Annotated in this window: 17 protein-coding genes; 12 read left to right on the top strand and 5 right to left on the bottom strand. The window is 39.1% G+C overall.

All coding sequences use genetic code 11. From position 1 onward, the window contains the following. Positions 1 to 5: 5 nt before the first annotated feature. The 3 genes from MSVAZ_RS17095 (at position 6) to MSVAZ_RS17085 (ending at position 2,936) form a co-directional block, all read left to right on the top strand. Positions 6 to 749 (top strand): GltB/FmdC/FwdC-like GXGXG domain-containing protein, encoded by a 744-nt coding sequence (locus MSVAZ_RS17095; protein ID WP_048122946.1) that lies wholly within the window; start codon positions 6 to 8, stop codon positions 747 to 749. A gap of 6 nt (positions 750 to 755) precedes the next feature. Continuing rightward, positions 756 to 1,790, top strand: a complete 1,035-nt coding sequence (locus MSVAZ_RS17090; RefSeq protein ID WP_048122944.1) for a Coenzyme F420 hydrogenase/dehydrogenase, beta subunit C-terminal domain — start codon at positions 756 to 758, stop codon at positions 1,788 to 1,790. Positions 1,791 to 2,450: 660 nt separating this feature from the next. Then, complete coding sequence (locus MSVAZ_RS17085) at positions 2,451 to 2,936, top strand: hypothetical protein (RefSeq protein ID WP_198146765.1); 486 nt, start codon at positions 2,451 to 2,453, stop codon at positions 2,934 to 2,936. A 383-nt stretch (positions 2,937 to 3,319) separates the two neighbouring features. Here MSVAZ_RS17085 and MSVAZ_RS17080 read toward each other — a convergent pair whose 3' ends face one another. Together MSVAZ_RS17080 and MSVAZ_RS17075 are read right to left on the bottom strand one after the other, a co-directional pair. Further along, a complete protein-coding gene (locus MSVAZ_RS17080; protein WP_048124284.1) occupies positions 3,320 to 3,997 on the bottom strand; it encodes a hypothetical protein in 678 nt (225 codons plus the stop codon). Between the two features lie 35 nt (positions 3,998 to 4,032). Further along, positions 4,033 to 5,292, bottom strand: coding sequence for a C39 family peptidase (locus MSVAZ_RS17075; protein WP_048122939.1), 1,260 nt, complete (start codon positions 5,290 to 5,292; stop codon positions 4,033 to 4,035). A 332-nt stretch (positions 5,293 to 5,624) separates the two neighbouring features. Between MSVAZ_RS17075 and MSVAZ_RS17070 the strand changes: the two genes are divergently transcribed. The 3 genes from MSVAZ_RS17070 (at position 5,625) to MSVAZ_RS17060 (ending at position 9,351) form a co-directional block, all read left to right on the top strand. After that, the gene (locus MSVAZ_RS17070; RefSeq protein ID WP_048122937.1) at positions 5,625 to 7,391 is read left to right on the top strand and encodes a M28 family metallopeptidase; all 1,767 of its coding nucleotides are present in this window, start codon (positions 5,625 to 5,627) and stop codon (positions 7,389 to 7,391) included. Positions 7,392 to 7,898: 507 nt separating this feature from the next. Further along, positions 7,899 to 8,360, top strand: a complete 462-nt coding sequence (locus MSVAZ_RS21460; RefSeq protein WP_048122935.1) for a hypothetical protein — start codon at positions 7,899 to 7,901, stop codon at positions 8,358 to 8,360. A 250-nt stretch (positions 8,361 to 8,610) separates the two neighbouring features. After that, complete coding sequence (locus MSVAZ_RS17060) at positions 8,611 to 9,351, top strand: winged helix-turn-helix transcriptional regulator (protein WP_048122932.1); 741 nt, start codon at positions 8,611 to 8,613, stop codon at positions 9,349 to 9,351. A 75-nt stretch (positions 9,352 to 9,426) separates the two neighbouring features. Here MSVAZ_RS17060 and MSVAZ_RS17055 read toward each other — a convergent pair whose 3' ends face one another. Continuing rightward, the gene (locus MSVAZ_RS17055; protein ID WP_048122930.1) at positions 9,427 to 10,620 is read right to left on the bottom strand and encodes a M24 family metallopeptidase; all 1,194 of its coding nucleotides are present in this window, start codon (positions 10,618 to 10,620) and stop codon (positions 9,427 to 9,429) included. A 384-nt stretch (positions 10,621 to 11,004) separates the two neighbouring features. Here MSVAZ_RS17055 and MSVAZ_RS17050 point away from each other — a divergent pair, with 384 nt between their 5' ends. The 4 genes from MSVAZ_RS17050 (at position 11,005) to hdrB (ending at position 14,574) form a co-directional block, all read left to right on the top strand. Further along, the gene (locus MSVAZ_RS17050) at positions 11,005 to 11,544 is read left to right on the top strand and encodes a DUF2284 domain-containing protein (protein WP_048122929.1); all 540 of its coding nucleotides are present in this window, start codon (positions 11,005 to 11,007) and stop codon (positions 11,542 to 11,544) included. A gap of 298 nt (positions 11,545 to 11,842) precedes the next feature. After that, positions 11,843 to 12,550, top strand: coding sequence for an NADPH-dependent F420 reductase (gene npdG / locus MSVAZ_RS17045; protein ID WP_048122928.1), 708 nt, complete (start codon positions 11,843 to 11,845; stop codon positions 12,548 to 12,550). Between the two features lie 624 nt (positions 12,551 to 13,174). Then, positions 13,175 to 13,660, top strand: coding sequence for a CoB--CoM heterodisulfide reductase subunit C (hdrC, locus tag MSVAZ_RS17040; protein WP_048122926.1), 486 nt, complete (start codon positions 13,175 to 13,177; stop codon positions 13,658 to 13,660). Positions 13,661 to 13,671: 11 nt separating this feature from the next. Beyond that, entirely contained in the window at positions 13,672 to 14,574 is a 903-nt protein-coding gene (hdrB, locus tag MSVAZ_RS17035; protein ID WP_048122924.1) for a CoB--CoM heterodisulfide reductase subunit B, read from the top strand. A 290-nt stretch (positions 14,575 to 14,864) separates the two neighbouring features. On the opposite strand, the gene MSVAZ_RS17030 is transcribed toward hdrB, so the two are convergent. Both MSVAZ_RS17030 and MSVAZ_RS17025 read right to left on the bottom strand, forming a co-directional pair. Continuing rightward, on the bottom strand, positions 14,865 to 15,314 hold the full coding sequence (locus tag MSVAZ_RS17030) for a DUF1284 domain-containing protein (protein WP_048122922.1): 450 nt from the start codon (positions 15,312 to 15,314) through the stop codon (positions 14,865 to 14,867). Between the two features lie 63 nt (positions 15,315 to 15,377). Beyond that, positions 15,378 to 15,911, bottom strand: a complete 534-nt coding sequence (locus MSVAZ_RS17025) for a DUF1847 domain-containing protein (protein ID WP_048122920.1) — start codon at positions 15,909 to 15,911, stop codon at positions 15,378 to 15,380. Between the two features lie 482 nt (positions 15,912 to 16,393). Between MSVAZ_RS17025 and MSVAZ_RS17020 the strand changes: the two genes are divergently transcribed. Further along, positions 16,394 to 16,732, top strand: coding sequence for a DUF134 domain-containing protein (locus tag MSVAZ_RS17020; protein ID WP_048122918.1), 339 nt, complete (start codon positions 16,394 to 16,396; stop codon positions 16,730 to 16,732). A 53-nt stretch (positions 16,733 to 16,785) separates the two neighbouring features. Then, complete coding sequence (locus MSVAZ_RS17015) at positions 16,786 to 17,628, top strand: Mrp/NBP35 family ATP-binding protein (protein ID WP_048122915.1); 843 nt, start codon at positions 16,786 to 16,788, stop codon at positions 17,626 to 17,628. Positions 17,629 to 17,944 lie beyond the last annotated feature (316 nt).

Genomic DNA, 17,944 nt, shown 5'->3' with positions numbered 1-17,944 from the left:
TTGAAATGAAGACGGTAAAAATTGATGCCAAAGGTATGCATTACACCCCCTTAAACCAGAAAATCAGGGCTGCGATTGCTGATGGAGCAGAGGAAATCATACTCGACAACGTGCTCGGGCAGCGCTTTATAGGTGACGGGCTTAGAGGCAATGTCCGCATCATAGTCAATGGAGTTCCCGGAGGAGATCTGGGGATATTCATGAGCGGGCCGACCTGTATTGTACATGGAAATGCCGAACATGCTCCTGGAAACACAATGGATAAAGGAATGCTTGTGATTCACGGAAGTGCAGGAGATGCGGTTGCCCACAGTATGCGGGGAGGAAAAGTCTTCATAAAGAATAATATTGGTTATAGGGGCGGCATCCACATGAAACAATATGAAGTGGACGCCAGACCTATACTTGTTGTAGGCGGCACAGCCCATTCCTTCCTCGGTGAATATATGGCAGGTGGAATGGTACTCGTGCTTGGTATTGGCAAGGATAAAGCCATGACAGATAGGGGTATTGGAAGCGGAATCCACGGTGGAGAAATTATTATCCGTGGGGACGTAGATGATTACCTTCTTGGAACAGGAGCCAAGAAATTCAAGTTTACCGAAAGTGATCTTGAACGCATTACCCCAATTATAAAGAGCTTCTGCGAGCAGTTTGGGTATGACGCCGCAGAGTTCCTGGACACCAACTACACAAAGATCGGACCTGTAAGCAGCCGTCCTTTCGCAAGCAAATATGTATGGGAGTGATCAGAAATGGCAGAACAGAAACCAATCAGCAAAAGTTACCTTGACCTCAAGTCAAAAGTCTGGGACGAAGGCCTTTGCTCAGGCTGCGGGGCCTGCATTGCAGTCTGCCCTGCTGATGCTCTATACTTCGAAATAGGTGGGGATTCCACACATCCGAAGAGCAATAACTACTGTAAAGCTGCTGTTGACGATGTTCCCTGCGGAGCCTGTTACGAGGTTTGTCCAAGACTCGAAGAACAGCCCTCAAGCCTGCTCGGAGACTATCTTGAAATTACTGCTGGAAAAGCCGAGTTTGATGTTCCAAAAAAGCAGAGTGGAGGAGCAGTAACAGCAATTCTTGCAAACGCCCTGGATACAGGCCTTGTAGATGCTGTAGTTACGGTTACGGAAGATCCCTGGACCCTCAAGCCTCACTCAATGGTAATAACTAAGAGTGAAGCTCTTGTCGGTCAGGCAGGAAGCCGTTACAACTGGTGGGTTCCTCTTGTTTATTCCCTTAAGGAAGCGGTTGTAAACAGGAAGTACAGGAACATTGCAGTCGTTGGAGTTCCCTGCGTAGTTCAAGCAGTTCGTAAAATGCTTGAAACCGACCACCAGCTTGTGGGCCCATACAAAAAGTCCATTCGTTTCGTATTAGGCCTTTTCTGCACGGAAAGTTTCGACTACGAAAAACTTATTGCAGGCAAGTTGAAAAGCGAGTACGCCCTCGAACCCATGAAGGTTTGCCGCATTGATGTTAAGGGCAAGCTCGAAATCACTCTCGATGACGGTACACAGTATGTAATCCCACTTACCGAACTTGAGGATACTACTCGCCCAGGCTGCAGTATCTGTACGGACTTTACTGCTCTCAAGGCTGATATTTCAGCCGGCTCAGTTGGAAGCCCTGACGGCTACACCACTCTTATTGTCCGTACTCTTGTAGGACAGCACATTCTTGAAAGCGCAGTTGCTAACAAGAAATTGAGTGTTGGCGGGGAAGTAAACTTAGGGATCATTGAAAAGCTTGCAAAGAAGAAGCTTGCAAGAAAACCGGAATAAAATCGAAATAATTACTTCAAAACAGATTTGGATGGAGTTTGACTCCATCTCTTTTCTCTTTGGACTCGTAACGAATTAACCTAAGTAACACATTATTACTTGGAAGCAAAACCGATGGTACTGCTTATGAAAATGGAAAAGTACAGTGTAAAAATTGGCTTAGGTTATTTCGCGGTGAGTACTTTCTATTTTTCCAAAGGCAGAACCAAGAACGTTTTAAGCATACTAAAACAAAGTTTTCTGCCTCCGGGCAATGTGGAGTTAGAGAAAAATTGAGCTTCACCAAATACTATTTTTAATGTTCACTTTTTCATAAATCTACTCTTATAACTAGTTTATGACTAATTCGCACAACTGAAAGCATACCAAAATCTAAATTTGAGCCTTTGGATATTTATAAAGCTATTAATTTGATAGTTAGACGGTTTAGCCATAATATTTAAGTAAACTCTTTTGATACGTGTTAACAGGAGAGTTGAAATGTCAAGTAGGATACTTTTCATTCTATTGGCAACTTTACTTTTTCTATCTTCCTTTACAACAGCAACAGTTAAAAATATAAGTAAAAGACAAGCATCAAGCAACTATACCATAACACCGTCATTTGATACTGAAATTGAACTAGATAAAAAAATGTAGACACCCTGACGGCCTACAGTTTTGATTCCAACATACAACATAACAACACATCTATACCTTTTGATGTTTCTCAAACCAGGCTTGAAAACTCAACCGAACAATAATGGAAACAGAGACTCTGATAGTATAAATATTGTAAATGAGAAAAATCAAAATAGAAGTTTTGAGCCTCCAAGTCAGGAAGAAAAATACTGCGGTAATTATATAATTGGGTACCCAAAAAATTTTGTGGACTCAAATAGAACTCTTTATTTTTATCTGGATAATTTTGGGCCTCTGTATCCAGGGAATCTTTTGATTCTTACTCCAGGAAGTCATAACCTAAAAATATGGTCAGAAAATGAAAACGGAACTGTGTTTATGGAGAATGAAATTTCTGATTTTATAAAATATTCCATGGAACAAATTCAGGTAGATAACCCGATTGCTGATCATAAAAATTCTCTTATCTTCATCTCAGGTGTATTTGTAAGTTTGGTTTTTTTGCATTTTGTGGAAAGAGGATAAAAAGAGGTCTCTAAATTCGAAGGGCTTTAAATCCGAGAAAAATGAGGTCTGTATATCGTTTAAAAAACAAAAACTTTATTTATCTAACTTTTACGGTCATGTCTTTTAATCATATCCATGAACTAGAACCCAGGTTGGAACCTAAATTCCTTTGGAGATGAAAAATGAGGACTTCCTGCCCAAAAGTTAAAAGCTTATTCCAATAATTAAAAAATGCGTCTTTTAATAAAAGAAAATTTTTATAAGTTTAAAACCCTGGCCTCCACTTTTGGCAATTAATCTATTAATTTCCGGTCTTCACGATATCACATTCCAAGAATATACCGCTAGCGTCACCATAAGGCAACGGTTCATCGAGTCTATTTTTCGAAATTCATCCTTTGTTAAAACCATGAAAATAAAATATTGTCCTTTTCTTTTTTATTCCCTGGCTTTAAGCTATCAACTTTCCCTTCTCCATTAGCCATATAATAAGACTCAGCAATTAATTTCTTTAGTTTTGGTGCTTCTTTAGTTAGATTCGTTGTGTTCCTGACTCCATAATAAACTATGAAATAATCATCTCTCCCTTTAAGGAAAGGTTTCTCGTACACTAGAAAGTATCCTGAAGTTTCTGGACTCTTATACCCTGTTGCATTAAAAGAGTGAGGACTATAAATGGGGCCCCAGACGTTTTCAGTTTCACGCCTTTCAATTACTTCTTGAAGTTCTTCACTAACATTCAGTTCCTGATAGAACACATTACCGTTTTCTTCCAGATAACGATAAAGTGTATCTTCTCCTTTTAAGAATTCAGATTCATCGTTAAAGTACCAAACATTTATTAATTCTTCTTGAGAGTAGTTTCCTGCATTACAGTAAGGGGAAATCTTTGGAAAAAGTGATGTGCAGCCCTGTTCATTCCCTTGCCAGGCTCCTGGAATATACCATCCTGGCATACCCTCTGAGGGAGGCAGTCCTGGGCCAATTGGAATAACGTCGAAAATAAGCCATACTCCAAGGAGAGCAATTATCAAAAACACTAAAAGGGCTATCTTTATATTCAGTTTCTTGTAAAACATTCGCCTGCCCCAATTAAAGAAAATATAATGGGTGATTAAGGTCTCACCCATGTTGCCATAGCTCCTGTCCAGCTCCCAAACGCTAAGTAGTGTACATTACTTGTATCCCATGTATCATGTAAGTATACGTAATCTTGATTTCCATCATAATATCCTATGCAGGTTACACTATGCTCGCCATATGGCTGAGTGTAACCATTACCTGTCCCACCATTTAGCATGCTGAGCACGAAAGGTTTATTCGCATTTACTTCGGCTTTTACCTCATTCCATGAAACATAGATATCATTGGACGCATCAAAGTTATTATATCCATGGTTATTGCAAACCTTCTCTATGCCGTCATCAATTTTATACGGCCAAGTTGCTCCACTTCCTGGCCAATCTGTACCCATCGCAGATGCTAATTCCCTTACTAGGTCATATCCCGTTACCAAGTAAGAATATCCATGGCTGGCCCAATACCCTAATACCATCCCAGACGCAGTTGGAGAACAACCGTAGTACCACTTATACTTAGGCACACCTCTGATCGATTTTGAACTGGAAGACGTAGAATAACTTGAGGGATCAATCATTTCTTTTTCGAGGGTAATCCATTGTGTGTTTGAGTCTTGCTTTCTTATTTCATGTTGATGTTGTAAATATGTACTGTTAAAATAGTGTTTTTTCTCATCTGGAACATTTACATTTGGCTCATTAAAGTCTACTATAGTTGAAAATGGCAAGTCCACTATTACTTTTTCTTTGGCTTTACCTTTTTTATCGGTTAAGGTATACTCAGCGTAGTAAAATGTTGGGCCTAAATAAAGAGGTTTCATTTTTCCAATAGTCAATTCTTCTTTATTATTACTTTCTGACTTTATCTTGTTAGCACGTTCTTCTACCAGTAGTTTTGAGCGAGTTGTAAATTCTGGTATTTCATTAGGGATCTTGCCTTTTGAAAATTCCAGAACTGGACAGTTATCTTTCGTCGCTGAAATGAAAATAGATCCTATTTGTTTCTCATTTTCGATGACGTTAAACGAATAAGCAGACTTTTTGCCCTCAAGATCGTAATAAACCGTGGATAGTTTCACAGTTGCATTTTTCCATTCCGAGAAATTTACGATAGATTCGGAAATCTCTTTTATAGAATAAGACGCAACTTTCTCAGCTTGTTCCGCACTGACTACATTTGATGTGTCAGTTCCATTTGATGATTCTTCCTGTGCATTCACAGCAGGCAAAAAAGCTAAACCAGCGATCAACGTTGCTAAAAATATTACACCTACTAAAATTTTTTTCATAATCATTTGTCTAACCTCTAGTTGTTTTCCTAGAAGGCAGAATCAAACAAGTATTAAATACCCTTAAAACTAATATTATTCCTGCCTCCGGGCAATGTGGAGTTCGAATAAACCTTCCAGAGATAATTTGAGCTCCACCAAACATTAATTTTAATGTTCATATTTTTCTAAGAATTTACTTTTATAATTAATTTGTGACCAAATCGTCCAATTGAAGATATAATTAAATCTAAACTTAGATTGTTTTACGATTTACAAAGCTATTAATTCGATAGTTGGACGGTTTAGCCATAAAAGTTAAGTAAACTCTTTTGATACGTGTTAACAGGAGAGTTGAAATGTCAAGCAGGATGCTTATTATTATATTGACAACTTTGCTTTTTCTATCTTCCACCACAGCAGCAACAACTGAGAATATAGACAAAAGAGAAATATCAAGTAACTATATCGCAACACCATCGTTTGATATTGAAAGTGGACTATCTAAAAAGAATGTAGACGCTCTGGCAGCCTACAGTTTTGATTCCAATATACAATATAACAACACATCTATACCTTTTGATGTTTCTCAAACCAAACTTGAAAAGTCAACTCGAATTATATCTTCTTTTGGAGAACGAAAAATTGGAAGTAAAAACGCTGCTGAAGCTTCCCTATTTATAAAAGATGAAATGGAAAAAGCAGGCCTGCAGGTTTCTCTGGACAATTTTTCCGCGAGAGTACGTACACGGGACTTTAATTACTGGAATGTAAGCGGCACAAACGTAGTGGGGATTAAAGAGGGAAAAGCTCTTAAAGACGAGATTATTCTCATAACCGCGCATTATGATTCAAGAATAATTGTACCTCCAGAATCAGGTTTGAAGGATATTTTTTATTCTGAGATCAGAAAGCCCTATCTCTGGCCAGTCTGGTCCGACACCTATGTTTGTGAATCGGCCAACGGAACCGGAGCGGATGATAATGCAGGAGGGGTGGCCTGCATGCTTGAACTTGCAAGGGTCTTACAGAATGAGTCATTTGACAGAACAATATATTTCATTGCCTTTTCCGGGGAAGAATACAATCTTCTTGGCAGCCAGGCATGGGTTGAAGCCCATCCTGAGTTGAAAAATGATATCGTTGCAGTTATTAATGTGGATTCTATAGGAAATGAGCCTCTCTACGTAGACTACCTTCCCCAGCATACCTGGCTTAAAACTATTTTTGAAAACGAAGCAAAAAACTCAGGAATCAGAATTCAGTCCTTAGTTCCGGATTATTCAAACTTTATTCATCCTTTAATCGGAGGAGATCATGAAATCTTCTGGGAAAGCGATATCCCTGCAGTAGCCATTTGCCATCACAACGACCGAAACTTCCACAAGTTAAGTGATACAGTTGACAATATCGATTTTTCGGTTGTCAGGAATGCAAGTTTTCTGATTGCCAAAAGTCTCATCTATCTGGCTAGTCCTGACGAGAATCAGGCTCCATTTGTTAATATTTCCAATTCTGAGGCCTCTGGAGCCTCATTTGAACTCTTCTATAATGTATCTGACCCAGAGGCTACTATTGACATATTCTTTGACAACCAGAGCATGGGAAATCTCCAATCAGGCAGGAATTTTTCACTTCCTGAAGGAAAACATACTATCAAAGTTCTTGCAACCGACTTTTATGGAAACAGAGGCTCTGATAGCATAAACACTGTAAATGAGGAAAAGCAAAACAGAAGTTTTGAGACTCCAGGTCAGGAAGAAAAATACTGTGGTAATTATATAATTGGGTACTCAAAAAATTTTGTGGACTCAAACAGGACTCTTTATTTTTATCTGGATGATTTTGGGCCTCTGTATCCAGGGAATCTTTTGATTCTTACTCCAGGAAGTCATAACCTAAAAATATGGTCAGAAAATGAAAGTAAAGTCCTAGATATGAAGAATGAAACTTTTGAATTTACCAAGTATTCTATAGAAAACATTGACATAGAGAACTCGGTTGCTGATCGTAAAAATCCTCTTATCTTCATCTCAGGTATATTTGTAAGTTTGACTGTTATTGCGTTTTATGGGAAGCGGATAAAAAGAAAATTATTGAATCTAAAAGATTCTAAAGATGAATAAAAATAAAGGCGAGATCAGGTTAAAACGGAGCCTATCCTGAAATTCAAAATTTGATTTTTGAATTTTTGATTTTTGAATTTCGTATCTGGTACAGTCAGTTGAAGACCTAATCACTAAAATGATCCTGAAAACTCATGGTTATTTAGAATTAAGTAGGTTTTGGGATAGGCTCATCATTTATTTCACTCCTGTTCATTTTCCAGGAGGCAGGATCAAAAAAGCCTTAAATATTCGTAAAACTATCCTATCCTTGCCTCCGGGCAAAGGTGGGGTTCAAATAGACTTTCCAGAGAGAATTTGAACTCTACTAAACATCTTTTTAATGTTCATTCTTTTCTAGAAACTTACTTTTATAACTAATTTGTGACCAAATCATCCAACTGAACGAATATTCATATCTAAATTTAAGTTTTTTATAGATTTATAAAGTTATTGGCTAGATCGTTGGATTATCTATCCATAAAATTTAAGTAAACTCTTTTGATACGTGTTATCAGGAGGTTGAACATGTCAAGAAAGATATTATTTATTACATTGATAACCCTACTTTTTTTATCTGTTACTACAGCGACGGCATCTGAAAATGTGGAAAACGCGGAAACTTCAAGCAGCTATATCGTAGTACCTTCAAGTAATACTGAAGTTGGACTCATTGACACAGATGCAGGTATTTTGACAGTTTATGATACCATCCGCCAGGGAGAGACAAATCTACATGGGAAATATGTAGGTACTGGTCTTACTCTTCTTGTTGTTGATCTTAATTGGGGCGATTCGACGGATTCTCTTCGGCTTAAGATATACACTCCTAGCGGCTCAGTGCTAGGTCCCTACTATGACAGCGCTGATGGCGCAGTTAACGGGAGAATTCGCCTGAATATTCAAAACTCAAACGGAATTGAATCAGGGACCTGGAAGTATGAAGTATATGGATACAGGGTAACCGGAACAGAAGGTTACACAATCTGATTACAAACTTACACAATTTGATTACAAACCATGCGTCTTCGGTTAGGTGATGAATCGTAACAAATTGCGCCAATGTCTTCAACATTTCTCAAATTTTTTAATAACTTATGAGATGGAACAGGTGTCGATTTCATGTAAACAGGCCAAAATTTAAGGCCATTTAGTGCAAAATCGATAGCTTTTTGGCAAGAAAATTCCTTAACCGATGACCAATGGATTACAAACAAATTAATCAAATTATGGACCAATTATGTGGAAGAAGAGCTTATTTTTTATTCTTTTCCTGAGTATCTTTTTCCTGAGTATCCTGGGTATAACCAGTGCAGATACCGGAGGATATACAGTTGGTCCCTGCCCACCCGAAGAAGAGCTCGACAAATTGGGTACTGCTGTTGATATGAGCGGTGCTGATGTGACGTACTCATTCTGGGAATTTCCTTTGTCATTTAAAATCGCTTACATAATCGGATATTTGGCTGCTTTTGTTTCTCTTTTTAAACTGGTTCCTATAATTATTGGTCAGGTAAGGAGCCTGAGTAAAAATGTTATTCAAAAGAGAATTATTAATTATGTGCTGATGAAGCCAGGGTGTACGCCGTCTGAAATTTCAAGAAACCTGAAAATTAGTCTGGGATCTATAAGGTATCAGATCAGAACACTCAAATCCGAAGAGGAGCTGACTTTTAAGAAGGAAGGAAAGTTCACAAGAGTCTTTCAAAATTCCAATGTTTTCACAAGCAACGATAAAACAATAATCTCACATCTTAAAGGCAGTACAAGAAAACAAATACTCCTTAATATTCTGGAAAATCCTGAGATTACAAATCAGGAAATTTCAGAAAAGCTGAATTTAGACAAAAGCACTACTCACTGGCATATAAAAAAATTAAGGGAAGATGAGATCATTTCCTCCGAAGTAGAAGGCAAGTTTACAAAATATATTGTAAACCCGGATGTGGAGTCGGAGTTGTTGAAATGGCTCAAAATATAATCTTCGAACAGCTTCATCTTAATGTCAGTTTTCTATGAATCGATTAGACTTTGGGTTTATACAGTATTTTAGTGATCAATATACAGGAATCAATCCCGGGTTGTCACCGGTAATGCATTCTCCACCTTTGGCAGTCACTATAAAGGTGTTTTCAATTCCGACCATTCCAATGTTTTCGATTCCTTTTTTAGGTTCGAGGGCAAATACCATTCCTTCCTGAAGGGGCTCGTCAAAGCCTTCTGCAATTACAGGCAGTTCATCGATTAGCAGTCCGACGCCGTGCCCGAGAAATCTTACTTTACGGTTACCAAAGCCCATAAAATTCTGTAGAAATTCCGAATCTAGATTGCTCATTATGGTATTGTATATTTCTGAAGGTATGGCTCCTGGTTTTAACATTGAAGCAGCCTCGTTCTGTATTGCCACGCATTTATTATGGGCATCGATTGCATATTGTGGAAGCGAAGAACCAAACATGTATGTTGTTGTTTTATCCGTGTTATAACCTTCAATTCCACATCCGATATCAATGAATACCAGATCTCCTTTTTTCAGTTTTCTATCACGGCTTCCTATCAGGGGAACCGCAGGGCTCATCCCGTAATTTCCGCCAGGCCCGTTAAAGTAAGAAGGATAAATCGAGCTCTCACCAAAACACACATTTCCCAGGAACATCTCGGTATCAAACATCCCAAAGCGGCATAATCCATGATGGCCTTCTTCGACCATAACTGAAAATAGTTCGGTTGACAGGTCTACTTCACTCATTCCTTCATGCAGCATTTCGGGCACAAGATCTTCCAGCACATGCTGATGAATCTTGCCAGCTTCTCTTGTTAGCGAGAGTTCATATTCGCTTTTTACTGCTCTGACAGCGCAAATTTGAGAGTCAGCAGATTTGACATTCTTAAAAGGGAAGTATTTTTGAAATCTCTGGTACAAAGCTAGAGGAACAACTTCGGTTTCAAGGTATACCGTGTTCGGAAGTCCACTTATACTTTTTGTAGCATCACGAAAACTGTTCATAGGTTCTATATTTGGAAATAAAGATTCATCTAGGGCTCTTTCATAGCTGCGGCGTACCCAGAAAGTTGCTTCTCCGTGCTTAGGGATAATCAGCATTCCATCTTGCATCGTACCTGTAAAATAATATAGATTTATCTTGCTGAAGATAACAGCTATCTCCCATTGAGGATTTGAGATATCCATCCGTTTTCTAAAATTTCTCATCCGGTTTTTCAATTCGGTTAAAGGTACTTTTTTAATCATGTAGATTCCTTTACTAATTATCTGTTATCAATTAAGAGATGTCACTTAGTAGTGAATATGGTAAGAATTTATGAGCAGATATAGATAGTAAATATATGTAATAATTTTTGTTTTTCATAACAAAACTATATTTCTTTCAGTAGTTTTTTAAAAAATATCTCTCTTGCAGTGATTTCTTAAAAGATAAAAAGTAACTTTAGGGCTAGTTAACTTCAAAGCTAGTTAACTTTAGGGTTAGTTAACTTTAGAGCTAGTTTAGGGCTAGTTTAGGGCTAGTAAGAGCTTAATTCGTTTTTCCCAAAAATAAAAAAATAATTGGAAAGAAAACAAATTAAGAAGAAACAAGAATTAAAAACAATAGGTTTTTTTTGAAAGGAGGTTGTCATGTTAGGAAAATTCGACGATCTTGTTGAAAAGGCTTCAGGGTTGGGGCTCAAGGCTTACCTTGTGGATTCAGAAGACATTCCGGTTGAAAACAGGATTGCTCTAAAATGCGCTTACGGTTGCAGAGGTTATGGAAAGAGACTGAGCTGTCCACCTAATGTTATATCGGTTGAAGAGTTTAGAAAAATCATAGGAGAATACAATAGTGCGCTTCTACTTATCGATGAACGCGATACTTCACAGGTGTCGGATATCCTTGAGGCCTGGGGAGAAATTCGTAAGGACTCCTTCCATAAAATGTTAGAGCTTGAACATGAAGCTTTCAGGGAAGGCTTTACTTTTGCGCATCTTCTGAGGCCCGGTTCCTGCAACGAATGTGATATCTGTAATCTTAAGGAATGTATAAAGCCAGAGTTGAGGCGGTTTGCACCTGAAGCTGTAGGAATAAACCTCCAGAAGGCAATGGAAAAAGCAGGACTTGTACTTGAGTTCTGCAAACCTGAGAAAACTATATGTGTTGGAGTTTTACTGCTTGAATAAAAATTCAAGCAAAATATAAGCGATGTATATCTCTAAATCTTTGCAATGTCTTTCCAGAGTGTGTTTAGGGTGTTGAATTATTAAAAGAAATACTAAATGAGAAAAGCGAAATTAATAAAAGAGTTTAGTTTTATAGTCTTAGATAAATATTCAGATTAATGAAAGTAATTATAGAAATTTGGAGTCGCTATCCATAATATATTTAATTAGCGATCTTAATTTCATAAACAAAGACAAAAGGTACATTACTTTCCGATATATTTTATGGAAAATATAGCAAACTGGAGGTTTTTTCAAATTGAGTTCTGAAAAGTTAAAAATAGCTGTATTAGGAGGAACTGGCAATATAGGAGAAGGTATGGTGCTCAGACTGGCCCTTCAAAACCTTATGGCTGAAGGCGTAAAGAATGAAGTAATTATAGGGTCCAGATCCAAGGAAACTGCCAATGAAGCCGCAAAAGAAGCCATTTCCGAACTTGAAAACTGCGGGTTTGATACGTCTAAGATAACTATTACAGGAAACAGTAACCATGAAGCTGCGCAGGCAGCCGAAGTAATAATTCTTACTATTCGGTTTGGCCACGTTTTGCCTTTGCTGCATGAGATTCGTGAGGCGCTTGAAGACAAGATTCTTATTACTCCTGTAGTCCCGATGGTAAAGGAAGGAGATCTTTTTGTATATAAGCCTCCAGAGGAAGGTTCAGCCGCTCTTGCAATTCAGAAAAATGTCCCGGCTTCTACAAAAGTTGTTGCAGCTTTCCACAACATTCCGGCAGGAAAATTGAGAGATATTGTTAAGTGCAAAGCTGTACACCATGCACTGGTGTGTAGCGATGATGTCGAAGCAAAGAAGATGGTCATTAATCTTACAGAGCATATGGGATGCATGAAACCCCTGGATGGAGGTCCTCTCAAACAGGCAAGTATCATGGAATCGCTTACACCACTGCTGATCAATCTTGCAAAACTCAACGGACTTAGAGATCTTGGGATAAACTTTTCATGATGAAACCTAAAAGCACTAAAGATCTGCAGGAAAAGACTGGAAACGGAGATATTTTGAGTCTGGAAAAACGAATATTTTTTCGGAAACTTATTTTTATATAATACTAAATATAATATATCTAAAGGCACAGGTTTTAAGGAATATCTAAAACAAGAACCTCTGCCTGAAGGTATTAAAACAAGATCAGTAACAGACAATTGGTAAACAACTCATTAATGAATGGTCAGCAAAAACTAACTCATTAATGGATAATCAATAAAAAGAGATTCGAAAATTCGTAATTGTCAGCCTTGAGCCAAATTCTTCACTCCTGTTATTGAACCCGAACAAATTTAGTTTATGTTAAATATTATGAGATTAATAATTAACATGAGAAAAATCTGTAAGAAATGGACTTATCAGTGAAGAATCTGGAAAAGGACTTATCAGTGAAAAATCTGGAAAAGGACTTATCAGTGAAAAATCTGGAAAAGGACTTATTACAAAGAGCTTGTCAGGAAAAACCTGTTTATCGTAAAGCTCTATAACTCAATTTCAGTTGCGGAATTTTCTCTTTATCTAATTATTTTGCTTACTTTTCTTTTCTTAAAAAGACGAACCGACTAAATCAGACAGTGAACCTGTATGAGTGAAGAATTGCCAAAAGTGTTAAAGGATGCAGGTCTTGACTTACTTTCCTGCATGCAGTGTGGCATATGCACAGGGAGTTGTCCTTCTGGACGGCATACCGGGCTTAATACACGAAGAATTCTTCGGGACGCACGCAAGAATAGAATATCAGTCCTCTCCGATGACGCCCTCTGGCTCTGTACTACCTGTTATACCTGCCAGGAGCGCTGCCCGCGCGAGATACCAATTACTGATGCTCTCCTTGAGCTCCGGAGACTTGCAGTAAAGGAAGGTTTCATGCTTCCAGAGCACAGGAAGGTCTCGGAAATGGTCATGGAATTCGGGCATTCAGTCCCTCTGGATGAAGAAACAAAGCAAAAGAGGGAAGAACTGGGTCTTGATCCAATACCTGAGACCGTCCAGAAGTATCCTGAAGCCCTTCAAGAGGTAAGGAATCTTCTCAAAGCATGCAAATTTGACGAGCTAACGGCTGAAAAATAAGGAGGCAGAATATGGAAAAACTATCGCTATTTCTTGGATGCATCGTACCCAACCGTTATCCCGGGATTGAAAAAGCAACTAAGCTCTGCCTGCAAAAGCTTGATATAGACGTATCCGATCTGCCAGGAGCCTCCTGCTGTCCTGCTCCAGGAGTCTTCAAGTCCTTTGATAAAGCAACCTGGCTTGCCCTTGCCAGCCGGAATATAGTTCTTTCTGAAAAGATGGGTCGAGATGTACTTACGGTCTGCAATGGTTGCTACGGCTCCCTGGCAGATGCTAATCTAGAACTGAAAAAAGATCCGGAATTAAAGGCGTGCACGAATAATTGCCTTAAAGAAATCGGTATGGAATTCAGAGGCACTGCCGAGGTCAGGCATATAATCGAATATCTATATAAGGAATTTGGGCCTGAGAAACTCAAGGAGTATGTCACAACCCAGCTTGACATTAAAGTGGCACTACACTACGGATGCCACCTTATCAAGCCTTCAAGGGATAGAAATCTCGGAGAAACGGAGGCTCCGGTTTTCTTTGACGAACTCGTTGAAGCCACGGGTGCAAAAAGTGTAGACTATACCGACAAGATGATGTGCTGCGGAGCCGGAGGGGGAGTCCGCTCAGGACATAATACCGAATCCCTTGAGATGCTTGAGCACAAGCTCGCCTGTATTCGGCAAGCAGGAGTTGACTGTATCGTTAATGCATGTCCTTTTTGCCACCTGCAATTTGATAGGGGACAGCTCGCAGTCAATGAAAAATTCGGAACGGATTACTCGATCCCTGTCCTTCACTACTCTCAGCTACTGGGTATTGCTCTTGGTTTTTCTCCATCTGATTTGGGAATAGAACAGAATGCGGTTCAGAATGTCGAGTTTCTTGCAAAAATCTATGAGATCAGTGCAGGTTTAAAATAACAGTCCGGAAAAATATTCAAGAAACAAGTTTCAATTAAACATTAAAAGAATAAAATATAAAATAGGAATATAAAACAGAAATATAAAATATAATTATAAAACAGAACATTTTCATTTTTTAGGCCGCGGTTCATAGAAAAACCTTCTATTCTAGCTTGTAACTACGTAAAGCTGAAACGAGCGAAGGAGCGAGACTCAGTACGGACGGACCAGCCGGATTAAAGCCTTTGGAGATGCCGGTGATCATCTCTGAATTAAGGAAGCCGCTAAGTCTTTAGCCTGGTGGCAGTTCACCTTTCTTCCTGCATGTACCAGAGACATTTCTGTCTCCATTTGCAGGGGCCACAGACTTCATTAATTTCTGATGCATTAGTCAACTGTGAATTGATTAAACTGAAGGCTTTATCTGCCTCCATAATTGTTCCTTCTTTTATCTTTAATTTCTCCATAACAGCAAGATCCATACTCTTTATCCTGCCAGAGATAGTTGATTCTTGCGCAGTGCATTCCTTTTTGCCTGGACAGGACGCACAGATTACATCACATTCAGATACCAGTTCCAGAGGTCTTGAAGGAAAAGCCTTAATATCTGAAATTACGGCCTTTAAATTTGCCACAAAAATTGGGCTGTACCCATAGCCCTGAAAACCCTGGATGCAGCAAAGGTGATGAGCTCTGATCTTCAGGCATTTAGACCCGGTTTTAAAACCCTGTCCAGATGTTTTCGATTTTTTGAGCATATTTTTCTCCAGGGCATTAACTCACAAAACCAAGAACTACTTCTAAAAATTAACTTTGAAAATTCATTCTATAATATCAATTTCTGAATCCGCCAACTGAGGTAATTCCTCAACAGGAAGCGTTATCGCAGGAGCCTCAGAGTATTTTGCAAAGAGGATATCATAGCCTGTTTTAAGCCCCAGCATGATATTGAGATTCGTAAGGTCATCGTTCAGGAGCATTGCCTGACCTATAGGATTACAGACTGCTTCATACTCAATATCCTTGAATTTTTTAATTTCCAGGCTGGCTTTTTCGAAGCTACATACTTTACAGCAAACTGAAAACACTTCAAAATATCTTGAAAGAATGTCATACACCAGTCTGGCTTCTCGCTCATATTCAACACAGAAAGCAATTCCTATTTTTGTGTACCCAAGACTTTTTGCATAAATAGCGATCTCTTCAAGTTTTGTCCTTTTCATGCCATCGGATTCGAGCCAGGCAGAAATCTGAATTGCTTTAAGATCGTTGCCTGTATACTCAAGCCCAGATTTAATGACTGAACAATTTTTGCCTTTTACGCATTCCTTAATCCGGCATAACGCGCACTGCACATTTTTTTCTCCCGGGAATTTTTAACATGGATAGGGAATTATAGTCACAGATAAGCTGTGAAGGTATAAATATTTCTACGAGGGATATCGAAATACAAGATAGAGTTCCAGGTGAAAAGAGGAAATTAAGGAAAAATTATAGTAAAATTATAAAATAAGACACTCTGTTTAATGATGAAGTTCTGACTCTCATTTAATCTTCACAGACATTTTCTGTTGTTGCCTCTTTGAGGAAGTCATCGCCAAAGGGCGATAAGTTTACCTTACTGTGCCTTTGCGTCTACAAAACCCTGACTCCCCAGGACTTAAATGCGTGAAGCGCTTTACCGTTTCCTTTTCAGGTACTCATACTTTTATAAAAACTTCCTCTAACTTTGTGGCAGGCAACCTCACTTTCACTCATTTGTTCATAAATATATATATCTTTCTGTTAGGCAAGAGAAATTATTATATATTTATTCCGCAATGTGCATAAGTAACCTATGAAAAAATGCAGAGGAAGACCAAAGTGTCCGAGGCGTGTTGAGCAAACGCCCGACATCACATATTTCAAGCCTAGAGGAGTCCCGCTTGCGGATCTTGAGGTTGTATCCATCACAGTAGAAGAGCTTGAGGCATTGAGACTTGTAGACGTCGAAGGTCTGAAGCAGGAAGATGCGGCTATCAGAGTAGGAATCTCAAGGAGAGCTTTCTGGGAAGATCTAAAAGCTGCTAGAATGAAAATCGCTCTCGCCCTTAGCACAGGAAAAGCAATAGAGATAAAGGGCGGTAACTATATCAGCGCTGAGAACGCTGACATTAGTGAAGATGCTAACTCGTAAAAGAGAAATCTGAAAACCGGGAAAAATACGGAAATTTTACACAGGCGATAAAAATGACAGATAAGGTTCAACCACTTGAGAGCTTATCGAAAAAGCCAGAAGAGCCAAAAATAGTAGTCAATCTCAGGCGTATCAAACGCAAGATCATGGTAATGAGCGGAAAAGGAGGAGTAGGGAAAAGTACAGTTGCAGCAAATCTGGCCGCTGGGCTGGCCCTGCGAGGATATAAAGTTGGGCTTCTGGACTGCGATATTCACGGACCGACCATTCCTACTATTTTCGGGTTAGAGTCTCAAAGGCTCGAGGTTAATGAAGAAGGCATTCTTCCAGTCTCGGTACTTCCAAATCTTTCTATGATGTCTGTCGGTTTTCTGCTCGGAGACAAAGATTCTCCTGTAATCTGGAGAGGGCCTGCCAAAATGGGGGCAATCAAACAGTTTCTGGAAGACGTTAGCTGGGGAATACTCGATTTCCTGATTATAGACTTGCCACCCGGCACAGGAGACGAACCCCTGAGTGTGGCTCAGCTCATTCCCAATTGCGACGGCTCGGTGCTTGTTACAACTCCCCAGGATGTAGCCCTTATCAGCGTTCGAAAGTCAATAAAATTCTCTGAAAAACTTGACGTGCCTATCATAGGGCTTGTTGACAATATGCATGGGCTTATTTGCCCCCACTGTGGCAAGCCAATAGAAGTATTCGGAACTGGTGGTGTGGAAAAAGCCTCAAAAGACTTCAATATTCCGATTCTTGCCAGACTCCCTATTGAGCCAAAGGTCGCAGAAATGGAAGATAAAGGCACTGTTATCCAGGGCCTGCTTGACCACAGTACGGAATGGCAGAAGAACTTCGAGGCTGTTATAACCGCAGTAGAAAAAACTCTGGGAGAGGAGTAAAGCGAAATAAAAGAGGAAAGGTTACACGTTTACGTGATTATACAACTTTTCTCGATTGGTTAGCTTCTCAATCGGCTAACCTCTCTTTAATAAGCTAAACAGCAACCTGGCGTTCTTTTGAGGACCCCTCTTCTTTTCAATCGGCTAACTTTTCTTCAATCGGCTGGCCCGGCAATTCTAATTAGTTTTTTAAGATCTCTTCTTTTTCCTGTACTTCTTATCTTACTCACTCTATATCCTACTCACTCTACACCCCACTCGCTATATTTATTTTTAAAGTCGTCTAATAAGGGGATTTATATATTTTCAACAGACC

Source organism: Methanosarcina vacuolata Z-761 (assembly GCF_000969905.1).
Classification (GTDB): Archaea; Halobacteriota; Methanosarcinia; order Methanosarcinales; family Methanosarcinaceae; genus Methanosarcina; species Methanosarcina vacuolata.
The sequence above is the reverse complement of the archived record's forward strand: the minus strand, read 5'-3'. Positions and strand labels throughout refer to the sequence as shown.

What these genes read in the sequence shown, in the direction of transcription:
- MSVAZ_RS17095 (WP_048122946.1), top strand. Translation starts at nt 6, where the DNA reads ATGAAGACGGTAAAAATTGATGCCAAAGGTATGCATTACACCCCCTTA.
- MSVAZ_RS17090 (WP_048122944.1), top strand. Translation starts at nt 756, where the DNA reads ATGGCAGAACAGAAACCAATCAGCAAAAGTTACCTTGACCTCAAGTCA.
- MSVAZ_RS17080 (WP_048124284.1), bottom strand. Translation starts at nt 3,997, where the DNA reads ATGTTTTACAAGAAACTGAATATAAAGATAGCCCTTTTAGTGTTTTTG.
- MSVAZ_RS17075 (WP_048122939.1), bottom strand. Translation starts at nt 5,292, where the DNA reads ATGATTATGAAAAAAATTTTAGTAGGTGTAATATTTTTAGCAACGTTG.
- MSVAZ_RS17070 (WP_048122937.1), top strand. Translation starts at nt 5,625, where the DNA reads ATGTCAAGCAGGATGCTTATTATTATATTGACAACTTTGCTTTTTCTA.
- MSVAZ_RS21460 (WP_048122935.1), top strand. Translation starts at nt 7,899, where the DNA reads ATGTCAAGAAAGATATTATTTATTACATTGATAACCCTACTTTTTTTA.
- MSVAZ_RS17060 (WP_048122932.1), top strand. Translation starts at nt 8,611, where the DNA reads ATGTGGAAGAAGAGCTTATTTTTTATTCTTTTCCTGAGTATCTTTTTC.
- MSVAZ_RS17055 (WP_048122930.1), bottom strand. Translation starts at nt 10,620, where the DNA reads ATGATTAAAAAAGTACCTTTAACCGAATTGAAAAACCGGATGAGAAAT.
- MSVAZ_RS17050 (WP_048122929.1), top strand. Translation starts at nt 11,005, where the DNA reads ATGTTAGGAAAATTCGACGATCTTGTTGAAAAGGCTTCAGGGTTGGGG.
- hdrC (WP_048122926.1), top strand. Translation starts at nt 13,175, where the DNA reads ATGAGTGAAGAATTGCCAAAAGTGTTAAAGGATGCAGGTCTTGACTTA.
- hdrB (WP_048122924.1), top strand. Translation starts at nt 13,672, where the DNA reads ATGGAAAAACTATCGCTATTTCTTGGATGCATCGTACCCAACCGTTAT.
- MSVAZ_RS17030 (WP_048122922.1), bottom strand. Translation starts at nt 15,314, where the DNA reads ATGCTCAAAAAATCGAAAACATCTGGACAGGGTTTTAAAACCGGGTCT.
- MSVAZ_RS17020 (WP_048122918.1), top strand. Translation starts at nt 16,394, where the DNA reads ATGAAAAAATGCAGAGGAAGACCAAAGTGTCCGAGGCGTGTTGAGCAA.
- MSVAZ_RS17015 (WP_048122915.1), top strand. Translation starts at nt 16,786, where the DNA reads ATGACAGATAAGGTTCAACCACTTGAGAGCTTATCGAAAAAGCCAGAA.